Raw genomic sequence first — 13,336 nt, 5'->3', positions numbered from 1 at the left:
TCTACTTTATCGAAGCCGACTCCTATACACACGATTAGGGCAGACATTTCTCCCGCAGGTGAACTGCATTTTCAGCAGAAAGCGCCCACCGCTTCCCTACCACTAAGGAAACAATGGGCGCTTTAGAGCAGCCGCGAAGAAAGCGATTTACTTCCGCTTCATCGGGTGCTTCAGGCGTTCGTTGCGGCGCTTCTTCAGAACCTGCGTGCGCTGGTACTCGCGGTGCAGGCGGCGCTCGCGGGCCATCTTGCGCTGGAACTGCTGTGCCTCGCGGTATTCGAGGTAGATAACATCCTCGCTCAACGCCTTGTAGATGGCGAACATCAGTCCAACCACGATGAACAGGAATGGCAGTGCAGCAACGATGGTGACGTTCTGCAGGTTAGACAGTGCATCCTCATTGGCCAAGAGCAGGGTCAGGCCTACCAAGGCAGTCAATCCACCCCACGCGGCGGAAAGCCACGGCTTAGCAGTAGCGGCACCATTTTGGGACATGGAGCCCATCACCGTGGACGCGGAGTCTGCCGAGGTAACGAAGAAGGTAGCCAACAGGATTGCTGCAACGATGCCGGCAACGAAACCGCCAGGCATGGACTGCAGGAGGTTAAACAGCTCTTCCTCGGCAGATTCGCCGGTGATGGATTCGCCGTTTTGCTCCATGTGGATGGCGGTGCCACCGAAGATAGCGAACCACAGGGTGGATACGCCGGCTGGGATGAGCAGGACGCCCAAGCAGAATTCGCGGACGGAACGGCCGCGGGAAATACGAGCCAGGAACATGCCCACGAACGGGGACCAGGAAACCCACCAAGCCCAGTAGAAGATCGTGTAACCGGAAAGCCACTCAGCGGCGGCGCCGTTTTCGGACTCGGCGGTGCGGCCGATCATCTCGGTGAAGTAGTTGAGGTAGTTACCAATGGAGCCAGGAATCTGGTTCAGGATGGTAACGGTCGGGCCCAAGATGAACACGAAGATCGCCAACACTGCGGCGAGGACCATATTCGCATTGGAGATATACTGAATGCCCTTGCCCACGCCGGACATCGCAGACAGGATGAACGCGAGGGTCAGAACCAACACAATGCCGATAACCACGGAGTTGGTGGGATTATCGATGATTCCGGATGCCTTCAGTCCGGCCTGAATCTGCAGGGCACCCAGGCCCAGGGAGCAGGCGGTGCCGAAGACGGTGGCGAAGATAGACAGGATGTCAATGAGCTTGCCCACTGCACCATTAGCATTACGCTCGCCAATCAGCGGCACGAAAGCCTGGCTCAACAACTGCTTACGGCCGATGCGGAAGGTGGAGTATGCAATGGCCAAGCCAACGATGGCATAGACCGCCCAAGGGTGCAGCGTCCAGTGGAACATTGCATAGGCCATGGAAGATCCAACGTTGCCGGTGCCCTCACCTGGGGTGCCGTCACGGTAGTTAGCTAGCGGCTCGGAGGCACCATAGAACATCAGGCCGATGCCCATACCGGCGGCAAACATCATGGCGATCCATGAGGGCGTGGAAAATTCCGGCTCCTCATTAATGCGGCCCAGCTTGATGGAGCCGAACTTGGAGGCGGCAATGAAGACAACGAACACCACAAAGACGGTGCCGAAGAGAATGTATGCCCAACCAAAGTTGTCGACTACCCAGGTCAGGGCCGAAGCGGAGAAGTTGGCAAAGTTATCCGGGGCAGCCAAACCCCAGACGACGATCGCGGCAACAAGCACGCCGGCGATGCCGACGATGGACCAATCGATTGGCATATTGTCACGATCGGCCGCAATTTCTACCTCAGGATCGTCGTAGCGCTCCGGGTGGAAACCGTCGGAGTGAATCATATCCTGCAGCTGGCCGGTGGCAGATTGTGCGTCCAGCTGTTCGTCTACAGTCTGATAATTCTCAATAGGCTGCTCGCTCGAAGAAGCCGAAGCCGGCTGCGCATGTGCGCCGACCGGTTCCTTTCCTTCTTCTGGCACGCCTGTGCCCATATTTTCCGAGTTTGTCATGAACTATACAGTGGTGCGGAACTACTCAATTATCAAACGAAGCAGTAAGAAACTTCGCTGCTCAGCGCCATTTCCCAGGAATTTTCCACGCTAATTTGAACAGTTTTTACGCTTCATTTCCCCATGTAAATAGCGCTTTAAGCCACCCACACGCCCGAGCACTATAACAATTCAGTTACAAAGTTTGCTTTAGTGAAGCCATCTGCGGGTACCAAAAGTTGTGACTTAATCAGCACGTCGATAGGGGCTAGTCCTTGCGAGCTGCTAAAGCGGCGTCATAAAGCTCGCGGTTGGAAACCTCGGTGTCTTTCGCTACCTGCTTACAAGCATCCTTTAGCCGCATCCCCGCCGCCGCCAATTCCATCGCCTGGGGAACCAAATCTGCGGCGGTAGCGGCCGCGGCGGTTCCGCCCTCGATCACCACAGTGATTTCTCCCCGTGCCCCTTCAGCCGCCCACTCGGCCAACTCTTCCAAACTGCCGCGCCGGACTTCCTCATAGGTTTTAGTAAGCTCCCTGCACACCGCTGCCGGGCGCTGGGCGCCGAGGATATCCGCGGCCTCGGCTAGAGTTTCGGCTACCCGGTGTGGGGATTCAAAAAAGACGATGGCGCGCTTTTCGTTACGCAGTGACTCTAACCAGGCCTTGCGAGGTCCGGGCTTGCGGGGAGGAAAGGCGTCGAAGAGGAAGTGACCCACGCCGAGGCCGGACAGCGCCAAGGCCGTTGGGACGGCAGAAGGGCCAGGAAAACAAGTCACGGGAATATCCCGGTCAGCTGCTGCAGCCACAATAGACAGTCCTGGATCAGAAATGATGGGCATGCCGGCATCCGTAACGACGAGGACGGTGCCGGCTGCGGCGGCGTCGATAAGCTGCTGGGCTCGCTCCTTTTCATTGTGATCAAAATTGGACACCACCCGCCCAGAAATCTCGATGCCCAAAGCTTGCGCCAAGTTCCGCACGCGCCGCGTATCCTCGGCCGCAATGACGTCCGCATGCCGCAAGGCATGCATTAAACGCGCGGAGGCATCTCCCACGTTTCCCAGCGGCGTGGCGGCGAGGATGACCCCGCGCGGTAATGGATCCAGACCTGAAACAGACATATCTCTAGCATTCCATACTCTCTAATGCGCGGGCGCGGTGCCTTGTCGCCTAGACTCAACCAAGTGACTATTGCTACCGCTGCCCCATCGCGCACCACGCACGACACTGTGGCCCCGCCAGCGCCCCGCACCTATCAGTGGGGCAAGGCTGACTGGATAAGCACTAGCGTCGTTGGCGTACTCGCGCTCATTACCCGCTTTGCCGGATTGACCGCGCCCGTATCAAAGGGCACTCCTGTCTTTGATGAAAAGCACTACGTTCCGCAAGCCTGGGACATGGTGCGGAGCTGGGATAACCTCTTCATCGGAGGTATAGAATCCAACCCCGGTTATGGCCTGGTGGTTCACCCACCGCTGGGCAAGCAGATTGTGGCGCTGTCCGAATGGGTCGCTGGCTATTCCCCACTGGGCTGGCGTTTTATGACTGCCCTCTTCGGCGCAGCCACCGTGCTCTTGACGATGTCCCTGGCCCGCCGCGTCTCTTTATCCTGGCAGGTAGCAACCCTGGCTGGCCTCATCGCCGTCTTTGATGGTGTGCTTTTGGTCTCTTCCAAGTTCGGCATGTTGGACATTTTCCAGGTCTTCTTTGTTGTCTCGGCCGCCTGGGCACTTGCTCGCGATCATAATCAGATGCGCCAGCGCCTCCACACCGCTTTCCTTAAAAATCGTTTGGGCTCCTCCGCCTTCGGACCACGCTTTGGATTCCGCTGGTGGCGACTCCTCGCGGGCGTCTGCCTTGGCCTTTCCCTGGGGGTGAAGTGGTCCGGCCTGTACTTCATCATGTTCTTTGGCCTCATGTCCGTCTTTAGCGATCTTGCCCTGCGCAAGCGCTATGGCGTACGCCGCTACATAGTGGGCACTCTCGTGCGCGATACCCCTGCTGCCCTAGCCTCCCTCGTACTGGTGCCGGTGCTGCTCTACGCCTGGACCTGGCGAGCCTGGTTTTCCTCCGAAACCGCCGTGTACCGCCACGCCAAAGTAGATGGAACGATCGAGGACGGATCGTGGCTGATGCACCTGCCCGAATCCCTGGCAGGCTGGTTCTACTACCATTCCTCTGTCCTAGAATTCCACGCCAGCCTGACTTCCTCCGGTGGCCACCACCACCCGTGGGACTCTAAGCCTTGGGCGTGGCTGGTAGCCGCCCGCCCCATCTTGTACTACTCCTCCACCGACCTGCAATGCGGTGATGGCAGCAACGAGTGCCGCAAGATGCTCTACCTCTTTGGCACACCGGCTATCTGGTGGCTGGTCATCCCGGCCGTCCTGTGGGGCCTGTGGTCACTTATCATTCGCCGCAATCGCAGCTTCCTCATCCCCTTGGTGGGCTTTGGGGCAGGTTTCTTGCCCTGGCTTGCAGCCTTTGACCGCCAGATGTACTTCTTTTATGCCACTGCGTTTATCCCCTTTGTCATCGTGCTCATTGCCTTAGCGCTCGGCCAGCTCATCGGCCGTGGCAGGCCAGTGCAGTGGGGATGGCTCAAGAGTTTGGCAGGCGGCCCCGTACGCTGGGGAACAATCGCCGCCGTGTTCTACCTAGCCCTGGTAGTGGCGATGTTCTTCTATTTCTCTCCCATTTTGTACGGCTACAAGATTCCAGATTCTTGGTACCACTCCATGATGTGGCTGCCTAGCTGGACCTAGCCGCACGAAAGCGGGGCTTATTGAGGTTGCGCGTTGAGGGACCTCCACCAGGCGCGCACTAAGTAGCCCTTTTCTGCCGCCCAAGCCCACGCCAAGCTGAAGGTCGCCAGCGCGGTAGCGATAAGAAAATATACCTGTTCCATGGTTACGGTGCCCAGCGCAATATCGCGCATGCCGAACCCGAAGAGGAAAGCAAACATCGTGGCCGAGACTGGGAGCAGGCCAGTCACCGCCGCGGGGCGCCAGGCACTAAAAAATAGGCCACAGGCCATGCCAAAGCGTACGGCTGCGCCTTCCATCAACAGGTTGGCTCGTTCCGGATCCGCCGTGGGATCTAAAACCTTTCCTTCCTCACCCAACGGTACGAGCCCGGAGGAATGGACGATGAGCGCTACTGCCCAGAGTGCAAAGATGGCGCCCATGAGCACCATGGCGGCACGCGCAACCGTCAGGTTGGCTTGGCGAGCGCTCGAGGTGCGCCGCCATTCCGGCTCCACGCCGGCCAAGATGACATCGGAGAGATCCGTTGGTGGCGCCATACCGGATTCCGCAGGCTCCACAAAACGCAATGATCGCGAAAGCGCGGCCGCCTTATCGCGAAAGGCGCGGCATTCGGCGCAGCTTTCCAAGTGCGCATCGATTACGTCCTCTGCTAAATCTGAGTGCTCACCATCCAGCTGCGCAGAAATCGCCGCTTGGACTTGGCTATGCGTCAACATTGCTGAGCACCCCGTCCATGCTGGCTCGACCGGAGCCAAAAATCACGATCATCAATAAGGACATCAGCAAAACCAGTGGGTATTCGATTCCGCCTTCGGCAGCAAAAAGACCATGTTCCAAATGCACAAAGTACAGTGCGCACCCCATCAGCAGGGCAAGCGCGCCGGCCACAAAAGTGGTGAGCAAACCGACGACGAGGAAGGCGCCCCCAACCATCTCCCCGATGGCGGCGATATAGCCGGAAAGCTGTGGCTGCGGCATCCCAAGGGCGGAAAATTGCCCCACGGTTTCGTCCATGCCGGTCATAAACATCTTATCCACGCCGTGTGCGACAAAGATTAATCCGAGGACCGCTCGAAAAATAAGCAAAGCAGCATCGCGTACGGCAGGTCTATTCATGCTGAACAGATTACCCTGAACCCCTCACCCGATGCGAAGGCAATGGCCTTCGCCCATACTGCTGGGGATTTCGCCCTTTGCCGGGGAAGGAACGGCATATAGTGACGCGGACTGTTTCAATGGGAACCACGCAGAAAGATTAAAGGAGAACACCATGAGCAAACCAGCTACGCAGTCCGAAAAGCGCACCGCCTTAGTCTATGACGATGATGGACTTGGCCGCCCGCCTTGGGCAATGTCCTCGCCGATGTTGAAGGAGTATTACGACACCGAATGGGGCCTGCCTATTTTTGATGAAGCAGCTCTTTACGAGCGTTTGAGCCTCGAGTCTTTCCAGTCCGGGCTTTCCTGGGCGGTGGTTTTGAAAAAGCGCGAGGCCTTCCGTGCGGACTTTTGCGGCTTCGATCCTGAAAAAGTCGCTCAATTTACCGAAACGGATGTTGAGCGATTGCTTGGCGACGCCTCCATTATTCGCAACGAGACCAAAATCCGCGCCGCCATCACTAACGCCAAAGCCACTATCGCCTTACGCGAAGAAGGCGGGCTGGCGGAATTCATTTGGTCCTTCCAACCGCCGGAGAACCTCTACCCCACCGCAATGGAAGATATTCCGAAAAAGAGCGACGAATCCAAGTTGATGTCACGCGAGCTCAAGAAGAAGGGCTTCCGCTTTGTTGGCCCCGTCACCTGTTTCGCACTCATGGAGGCGATCGGCATGATTGATACCCATCTCATCGGCTCTCACCGCCGCGGAACCTCCGGGGTATGGCACGACAGCGGTGTGCCGCATTATGGCCTAGCGCAGGAATACAACGCGCTCACGAACCCGCGGTCAGCGCCTTCCACTGAACTTCGGAACGCGGCCTGCTAAGCCGGCTTCAGTTCTTATCCAGCGCGACGGGCTGCTAGGTCATCGCGCCGGCTATAGCCGTCGGGCTCGGCGTGGGGGCCATCAAAATCGCCGTCTTCCCCATCGTTATAGCGCAGCGGAAGGTGCACAAAGTCAGGGCTTTCGTCATCGATCTCCACGATCACAGCGCCTGGGCGGCGCAAGTTGCGCGGAATCTTCAAAGCTTCATCCTCGGCGTTGCGCACGCCCAAACGGGCGCGGCGCAAGTGGCGCACACGGCGGCGCATCAGGGCTCGCTCCTGACGAACCTGAGCGCGAAGAGCCATCAGATAGACAACTGTGAGCACACCGGCCACCGCAGCCAACCACCAGGTCCAGCCGCCGGCCACGATCCCCAGTGCCACCGTGAGTACCACGGCCACGGCTAGGCCCAGCAGGGTGCGCTGACGGCGCTGGTAACGAGTAACAGACTTTTCCTTTTCTGCTACCGGGTCCCAGCCGCCACGGCCCATGCGACGCTGCGCGAATTCCACCTCATCCTCGGACAGGTTGGTATCCATACCGGCGTCGTCTGCTGCAGCGGTTTCCATGAGTTCGCCAGAGTCCTCGGCCTCTGCCTTGTCCACGGATACCGGCTCAGCGTTAGCCGTGCCTTCCGAATCGGCAGAATCCTTCTCAGCGACCTCGGCCTTATCTACGGCACCGGGGTACATAAGGTCCACCGGCGAGGTATAAGTCTCGTCGTAGTCATAGGCATCACTTGCCACGGTAGAGACTGCGGGAGCGCTAAAGACCTCTGACTCGGCGGCAGCAATATCGGTAGAGTCATCTTTTGCGGCCTGGTCTGCGGCGTCTTCCTCGTCCTCAAGAAGTACGTCATCGGCATCATCGAATTCGGTGTCGTCACCAACCGCCGCCGTATCAGCCTGCTGGGAAGCCGGGACCGCGACTGCTTGGGGCTCAACTGCAGAATCGTCGCCTTCTACAGTCGCTTCCTCGACCAGTTCGCCGTCGATAGTATCTGCTTCTGTCTGAGTGTCCTCACCAGCTGCGGGGGCAGAGGCTGCAGAAAACGCACGGCTGCCGGTACCGAAAGGCTGGGACTTAGCGCGGCGGGCAGCACCGGCAATAGTCACGGAGCGCGAAGAGGGCTTAGTAGCCTCGGCATCCGACTCATCCACGCCGGTGTCTGCGGCCTCTACTACTTCATAGTCCGCCTCGTCCTGGTCCTCGCGGCGGTGCACATCATCGGCACGCAGGCGTGGACGCCGGCGGCCAGCGACCTTGCCAGAATCTCCTTCAAAAAGGACGCGAGTATCTTCAAAGGCCTCACCAGTATGGCTCATTGGGCGGTTATTCCTACCCAGAATCCATGGTGCGAGGACGAAGAGCCACACCACGATGATCGCGATAACCGGCACAGCTGTCGACACGAAAAGGACCTTCCCCTTGAATACAGATGATTACTCCACTCTAAACGGTGAAACCGCACCATAGCACCCCAAATTCCCACAAATTACAATGTTGTGACTTCTGTGAAAATTGAGGTCGAAATCCCAGCAACTGTGGAGCTATTTCACGCCAACCGGCCAGCCTGGCGCAGGCGCTCGACAGCCGTGGAGGCATAGTCTTCTTTAACTAAAGCCACGTAATGGTGGTCCTGCCAGGCACCGTCTATATGCAAATTGCGACGCAAGTATCCCTCGTGTCGAAAGCCATTGGCGGCTAAGACGCGACCAGAGGCAGGATTGCTCTCTAGATAGGTAGCGGTCACCCGGTGTAGGCCCACCCGTCCAAAGGCGTGGTCCACGCCTAAGGCGGTGGCAGCCGTAGCCACCCCGGCGCCGTGGATAGCGGAATAAACCCAGTAACCAATCCAGCAATCGCGAATGCTGCCATGCTGAATATTCCCCAAGGTGATTTGGCCTACGAATTGGCCCTCCACTTCAATGACAAGTGGGACCACCAGTGCCTCACGGGCGGCGGTACGCAGGTACATCAGATGATTCCACCACGCCTGCTGGCTATGCGCCGCCGCCCAAGGTGCCGCTTGGGTCGGCTCGACTGAGCGGAGGAAGCTTTCATCTTCGATACGTTGGCGCCGCCACTCATGCCCATCAGATCGCAGCAGCGGCCGCAGGCGCATCCGCGCCCCCGAAGGGAAGACAGCGGAAGCGGGAAGCCTAACAAAAGGAGTAGATTCCGGCCATCCCGGATGCATGTCATCCGTGGGGCCGGTAGCGGGAAGGCGGAACCTATCCGCCGCAGTGCCGAAGGGATCGAGCATTAGCTACGCTGGGTCAAAAACAACACATCGACCACATCGCCCGGGCGGATTTCCGTTACCTCTTCCGGCACGCGAATCATGGCATTGGCCTCCGAAAGACCGGCCAATAGGTGCGCTGGGGCACCCGCGGCACCGCCCAGCCCTTCCACCAGATAATCCGCGGTTTCCGCATCGCGCATCAAACGAGCGCGGATGAAGCCGCGCCGGCCGGGGCGGGAATCGATGTGGTTCAGCGCGCGGGCACGCACCACACGGCGGTGCGCATTGCGTTTACCCAGTGCCAAGCGAATGAGCGGGCGGATATATACCTCGAAGACCACGAGCGCGGATACGGGATTAGACGGCAGCAAGAAGGTAGGAATGCGTTCCTCGCCCACCAGACCAAACCCCTGGACGGAGCCGGGATGCATGGCAACACGAGAGGTATCGATATCACCGAGGTCATCAAGAATCTCACGGATGGCCTCGGCGCCGGCTCCACCAACCGCACCGGAGATGACCAGGACCTCGCTGCGAGCGATGTGCTTTTCCAGCGCTTCGCGGATGCGGCGCGGTTCACCCTCGGCGATGCCAACGCGATGCACCTCTGCCCCAGCCTCGCGAGCCGCGGCGGCGAGGGAATAAGAGTTGACGTCAAAGACTTGGCCCAGTGCCGGTTCTTGGTCCAAATCAACCAGTTCGCGGCCAAAGGAGATGATGGTGATGCGCGGGCGCGGATAGACCAATACCTTAGAGCGGCCAACTGCGGCCAGCAGGCCGATCTGGGCGGGGCCCAAAACCGTGCCGGAAGATACAGCCACATCGCCAGGTTGGATATCGTCGCCTACCCGGCGAACAAAGTCACCGGAGCGCACCGGGCGATGGGCGGTGACGCGCTTGCGGCCGCGGTCGGTCCACTCGAGGGGAAGGACGGCGTCGGCAAGCGTGGGCAAAGGCGCACCCGTATACACACGCACGGCTTGCTTGGGCTGCAGGCGCAACGGCTGCTTGGAGCCGGCCGGAACCTCGCCCACCACGGGCAAGGAACGCTCGACCTCCGGTTGCTGGGGTGCCTTCTCTTCTTCCCCCTCCGCAGCCTGCTCCTCCTGCTCCTTGGGACGGCGGAGCCTTAGGCCGCGCTCGCCTCCAATATCAACGGCGCGCACCGCATAGCCGTCGATGGCTGCCTGCGGAAAGCCCGGCAGGGGCTGGTTTGCTTGCACCTCCTCGGCGCACATTAACCCCAACGCGTTGGAAATACCGATGCGCACCGGCTCCGGCGTGTTCGCCGCATCCGTTACCAGCGCCAACTGGTCATCAACTGAACGCATAAGGTCTATGCCAGCCCTTTCTTCGCTTTCATGTCCTCTGCCCTTGGGAAATCTCCCTAGTTTAGGCCGTGCTCATCCTCATACTCGGCCACAATCTGCTTAATCGCTTTATACAGCGTGGGGCCATACTTTTCATCGCGCAGACCAAAATCCACATTGGCGGGGATATACCCACCGGGATTTCCCAAATCATGACGCTTTCCTTGGTGGACTACCACGTGCACGGGCTCGCCTTCCTCGATGAGGAGCTCGATGGCGTCGGTAAGCTGCAGCTCGCCGCCCTTGCCTGGCTTAATACGGCGGAGGGCATCAAAAATCTTGCGATCCAATAGGTAGCGACCGGTGGCCACGAGATTAGACGGGGCATCTTCCACCGCCGGCTTTTCCACCATGCCCACGACCTTCTTAACGCCGGGGGCATTGGTATCTTCTACGTCGAAGACGCCGTAGTTATAGGTCTGCTCGCGCGGGACCTCGAAGGCGCACAGCACGCTACCGCCCAAAGCCGCGCGCACGCGAGCCATGTCTGCCATGACGGTGGCAGGCAGCACGATGTCATCTGGAAGCATGACGGCAAAAGAATCCTCATCTTCGCCGAGTACCTCTTCTGCCAGGCCCACCGCGTGGCCCAAGCCCAGTGGCTTTTCCTGCTCCACCGCAACAGGGTGAATGAGCTGATTAGCGCGCTTAACCTTGGCAACCTGCTCGTCCTTGCCGCGGGATTCAAGGGTGTCTACCAGTTCTGGGAAAGCTTCGAAGTGGCGCATGACTTCTTGCTTATCGGGCGCGGTAATCACCGCAAGGCGGCGGGCGCCTACAGAGGCCGCCTCCTCTGCGATGAGTTCAATGCCGGGAGTATCAACAACGGGAAGCAGTTCTTTGGGAACCGTCTTGGTGGCGGGCAAAAATCGGGTGCCCATACCTGCCGCTGGAACTACAACCGTGGTGATTCCGCGGGCGGAATCTTCGCGTTCTATAGCCATGCGTAATAGCGTACAACGCCACATTATTTTCCCGTGCACCGCTACGCCGCGGGGTTATGATTAATTTATGACCTCTTCCATGACTGCTAAAAACGAGCTGCGGGCCCGCTTGGTCCAGGCCCGCCGCGAACTTTCCGCCGAAGACCACGACGCCTTTACTGCTGGCGTGCGTAAGCATCTCGAGTCCGAACTCACCGAGTCCATGACCGTGGCTGCCTACTGGCCTTTGGGTTCGGAGCCGGGCGGCGCCGATTTTGTGCCGTGGCTCAAGGAGCATGTCTCCCGCGTCCTCTTGCCAATTTCCGGCGAGAATGGCACGTTGACCTTTGCTGAATACCGCGGCAAAGAAGCAATGCACGAAAGCGCGATGGGTTTGAATGAGCCCCAAGGCCCAAGCTTTGATAGCAGCGTCCTGGCCGAGTGCGATCTGGTACTCGCCCCAGCCATGGCCGTAGACGCCAAGGGCAACCGCATGGGCAAAGGCGGCGGATACTATGACCGCGCACTAGAGCCACTTCCCCACGGCAAGCCACCGGTCTTCGCCATGGTCTACCCCACCGAGCTGCTAGATGAGCTACCTACCGAGGACCACGACCGCAAGGTCGATGCCGTCGTCACCGCCCACGGCATCACTCGCTTCTAGTTTCCGGGGTACGGGAACCATGAGCGGTTTTGGACAGTCTAAAAAAGTATGCCCACTTCTCATTTTCCCCGCCTCGTTGATACCCTCCGCACCCCTGGCCACCGCCGCGGCGTACTAGTGCGCCGCGCCATTGCGGTGGCCCTCCTTATTGCCGCGCTAGCCTCGGCCCTTTCGGCGGCCAAGGAGCTACCGCGCGTTCCCGTTTTTAGCCGCGATCTGCCGGCGGGAGCAGAGCTTGCGCTTGCCGACGTCGACCTAGCCCGGCTTCCTGCCTCCTCTATCCCCGATTCTACGCTAACGGAAAAGCCAGAAGAACTAAGTGGCCGCGTTATTACCGCCGCCGCCAACAAGGGCGAAGTGATTACCGGTGCTCGCCTTCTAGGAGAAGATCTTGTCTCCAGCTTGGTGGGTGGCACAGGGGCCGAGGCCGGGCGGATGATTCCGGTCAAACTTGCCGAGCCCGATATCATCCCCCATTTGCATCACGGCGACACCGTGGACGTGGTGACCGCAGTTGAGGCGGGGGCGGCCGCCGCAACCCCTACCGCACGCGTTATCGCCTCAGGCGGACGCGTGGTGTCTACCTCCAGCCCGGAAGGCGAGGCTTCCTCGTCGACCGTTTTACTCGCATTGCCCCAAGATCACGCTAATGATGTTGCCGCGGCGTCGTTAAGCCAGCCGCTCACGGTGGTCATAGTTGGTGATCGCGCTCACCCGCAGCAACACTAGACCTTTTCAGCCACAACAGTTGTGGTCGGTTACCGGCTCCATTAAGGTTTCGCAGTGTCCATGGTTTTTACCTACCGTTAGTTATTCCCAGAAAGGTTGGTGCTTATCACCATGCTCAAGGGCTTCAAAGACTTCATTATGCGTGGCAACGTCATCGAACTTGCCACCGCGGTCATCATCGGTTCTGCCTTTACCGCAATCGTCAAATCCATTACGGATTCTATTATCCAGCCGATCATTAACTCCCTCGGCTCCGCCGAGGTTGGGGCCGTTGGCTTCCAGATCACGGAGGCGAAAAACACCTTTGTGGACTTCGGCGCCGTCATCTCCGCGGCGATCAACTTCCTCATTATCGCCGCAGTAGTCTACTTCCTCATCGTGATGCCGATTAATAAGCTCACCGAGGCCGCTAAGCGCCGCCACGGTGTCGACCCTGAGGCTCCCGCCCCAACCTCCGAGGAGCTCCTGGCAGAAATCCGCGATCTGCTCGAAGCCCAGAATGTCTCCGATACGGACATCCCGGGAACCGGCACTAGCCGTTCCTCCCACGCCGCAGAGGACGCAGACTACGGTTCCACCGGCGGCGGCCGCCACCAGGCCAAGTAGCCTTTCGCTATACGCCTGTCGCTGTTCGCAGCACAAAGCCCGCGGTTTCGCTTCCGAGG

At 59.2% G+C, this 13,336-nt stretch carries 13 protein-coding genes; 5 read left to right on the top strand and 8 right to left on the bottom strand.

Annotation, left to right across the window (positions count from 1 at the left end):
• Positions 1 to 147: 147 nt before the first annotated feature.
• Entirely contained in the window at positions 148 to 2,004 is a 1,857-nt protein-coding gene (locus ACLI1M_RS03825; RefSeq protein WP_023021960.1) for a BCCT family transporter, read from the bottom strand.
• Positions 2,005 to 2,251: 247 nt separating this feature from the next.
• On the bottom strand, positions 2,252 to 3,106 hold the full coding sequence (rsmI, locus tag ACLI1M_RS03820; protein WP_200287936.1) for a 16S rRNA (cytidine(1402)-2'-O)-methyltransferase: 855 nt from the start codon (positions 3,104 to 3,106) through the stop codon (positions 2,252 to 2,254).
• A 24-nt stretch (positions 3,107 to 3,130) separates the two neighbouring features.
• Here rsmI and ACLI1M_RS03815 point away from each other — a divergent pair, with 24 nt between their 5' ends.
• Positions 3,131 to 4,750, top strand: coding sequence for a dolichyl-phosphate-mannose--protein mannosyltransferase (locus ACLI1M_RS03815; RefSeq protein ID WP_239205256.1), 1,620 nt, complete (start codon positions 3,131 to 3,133; stop codon positions 4,748 to 4,750).
• 17 nt (positions 4,751 to 4,767) lie between these two features.
• Here the strand turns inward: ACLI1M_RS03815 and ACLI1M_RS03810 are convergent, their stop codons facing one another.
• Complete coding sequence (locus ACLI1M_RS03810; RefSeq protein WP_248099117.1) at positions 4,768 to 5,469, bottom strand: zf-HC2 domain-containing protein; 702 nt, start codon at positions 5,467 to 5,469, stop codon at positions 4,768 to 4,770.
• Positions 5,456 to 5,869, bottom strand: coding sequence for a DoxX family protein (locus tag ACLI1M_RS03805; RefSeq protein WP_248099118.1), 414 nt, complete (start codon positions 5,867 to 5,869; stop codon positions 5,456 to 5,458). The genes ACLI1M_RS03810 and ACLI1M_RS03805 overlap by 14 nt, the downstream gene beginning before the upstream one ends.
• A 154-nt stretch (positions 5,870 to 6,023) precedes the next feature.
• Here ACLI1M_RS03805 and ACLI1M_RS03800 point away from each other — a divergent pair, with 154 nt between their 5' ends.
• Positions 6,024 to 6,740, top strand: a complete 717-nt coding sequence (locus ACLI1M_RS03800) for a DNA-3-methyladenine glycosylase I (RefSeq protein ID WP_248099119.1) — start codon at positions 6,024 to 6,026, stop codon at positions 6,738 to 6,740.
• 14 nt (positions 6,741 to 6,754) lie between these two features.
• Here ACLI1M_RS03800 and glpR read toward each other — a convergent pair whose 3' ends face one another.
• From glpR to ACLI1M_RS03780, 4 genes are all read right to left on the bottom strand, one after another.
• Positions 6,755 to 8,152, bottom strand: a complete 1,398-nt coding sequence (glpR, locus tag ACLI1M_RS03795) for a gephyrin-like molybdotransferase receptor GlpR (RefSeq protein ID WP_248099120.1) — start codon at positions 8,150 to 8,152, stop codon at positions 6,755 to 6,757.
• A gap of 143 nt (positions 8,153 to 8,295) precedes the next feature.
• Positions 8,296 to 9,006 carry a GNAT family N-acetyltransferase gene (locus ACLI1M_RS03790; protein WP_023021967.1) on the bottom strand — a complete coding sequence of 237 codons (711 nt, stop codon included), beginning with the start codon at positions 9,004 to 9,006 and terminating at the stop codon, positions 8,296 to 8,298.
• Positions 9,006 to 10,316 (bottom strand): gephyrin-like molybdotransferase Glp, encoded by a 1,311-nt coding sequence (glp, locus tag ACLI1M_RS03785; RefSeq protein ID WP_023021968.1) that lies wholly within the window; start codon positions 10,314 to 10,316, stop codon positions 9,006 to 9,008. The genes ACLI1M_RS03790 and glp overlap by 1 nt, the downstream gene beginning before the upstream one ends.
• A 56-nt stretch (positions 10,317 to 10,372) precedes the next feature.
• Positions 10,373 to 11,299, bottom strand: a complete 927-nt coding sequence (locus tag ACLI1M_RS03780; protein WP_034656428.1) for a UTP--glucose-1-phosphate uridylyltransferase — start codon at positions 11,297 to 11,299, stop codon at positions 10,373 to 10,375.
• Positions 11,300 to 11,366: 67 nt separating this feature from the next.
• Between ACLI1M_RS03780 and ACLI1M_RS03775 the strand changes: the two genes are divergently transcribed.
• From ACLI1M_RS03775 to mscL, 3 genes are all read left to right on the top strand, one after another.
• Positions 11,367 to 11,942, top strand: coding sequence for a 5-formyltetrahydrofolate cyclo-ligase (locus tag ACLI1M_RS03775; protein ID WP_023021970.1), 576 nt, complete (start codon positions 11,367 to 11,369; stop codon positions 11,940 to 11,942).
• A gap of 48 nt (positions 11,943 to 11,990) precedes the next feature.
• The gene (locus tag ACLI1M_RS03770) at positions 11,991 to 12,671 is read left to right on the top strand and encodes an SAF domain-containing protein (RefSeq protein ID WP_023027832.1); all 681 of its coding nucleotides are present in this window, start codon (positions 11,991 to 11,993) and stop codon (positions 12,669 to 12,671) included.
• Positions 12,672 to 12,782: 111 nt separating this feature from the next.
• Positions 12,783 to 13,277, top strand: a complete 495-nt coding sequence (gene mscL / locus ACLI1M_RS03765; RefSeq protein ID WP_023021972.1) for a large-conductance mechanosensitive channel protein MscL — start codon at positions 12,783 to 12,785, stop codon at positions 13,275 to 13,277.
• Positions 13,278 to 13,336: the final 59 nt, after the last annotated feature.

The organism is Corynebacterium sp. LaCa54 (assembly GCF_046717495.1).
Classification (GTDB): Bacteria; Actinomycetota; Actinomycetes; order Mycobacteriales; family Mycobacteriaceae; genus Corynebacterium; species Corynebacterium kefirresidentii.
This window is presented reverse-complemented; position numbering and strand designations above follow the sequence as displayed.

Bases quoted from the DNA above. Each gene is read 5' to 3' on its own strand.
- mscL (WP_023021972.1), top strand. From the start codon at position 12,783: ATGCTCAAGGGCTTCAAAGACTTCATTATGCGTGGCAACGTCATCGAA.
- ACLI1M_RS03770 (WP_023027832.1), top strand. From the start codon at position 11,991: ATGCCCACTTCTCATTTTCCCCGCCTCGTTGATACCCTCCGCACCCCT.
- ACLI1M_RS03780 (WP_034656428.1), bottom strand. From the start codon at position 11,299: ATGGCTATAGAACGCGAAGATTCCGCCCGCGGAATCACCACGGTTGTA.
- ACLI1M_RS03775 (WP_023021970.1), top strand. From the start codon at position 11,367: ATGACCTCTTCCATGACTGCTAAAAACGAGCTGCGGGCCCGCTTGGTC.
- ACLI1M_RS03825 (WP_023021960.1), bottom strand. From the start codon at position 2,004: ATGACAAACTCGGAAAATATGGGCACAGGCGTGCCAGAAGAAGGAAAG.
- ACLI1M_RS03805 (WP_248099118.1), bottom strand. From the start codon at position 5,869: ATGAATAGACCTGCCGTACGCGATGCTGCTTTGCTTATTTTTCGAGCG.
- ACLI1M_RS03815 (WP_239205256.1), top strand. From the start codon at position 3,131: ATGCGCGGGCGCGGTGCCTTGTCGCCTAGACTCAACCAAGTGACTATT.
- rsmI (WP_200287936.1), bottom strand. From the start codon at position 3,106: ATGTCTGTTTCAGGTCTGGATCCATTACCGCGCGGGGTCATCCTCGCC.
- glp (WP_023021968.1), bottom strand. From the start codon at position 10,316: ATGCGTTCAGTTGATGACCAGTTGGCGCTGGTAACGGATGCGGCGAAC.
- ACLI1M_RS03810 (WP_248099117.1), bottom strand. From the start codon at position 5,469: ATGTTGACGCATAGCCAAGTCCAAGCGGCGATTTCTGCGCAGCTGGAT.
- ACLI1M_RS03800 (WP_248099119.1), top strand. From the start codon at position 6,024: ATGAGCAAACCAGCTACGCAGTCCGAAAAGCGCACCGCCTTAGTCTAT.
- ACLI1M_RS03790 (WP_023021967.1), bottom strand. From the start codon at position 9,006: ATGCTCGATCCCTTCGGCACTGCGGCGGATAGGTTCCGCCTTCCCGCT.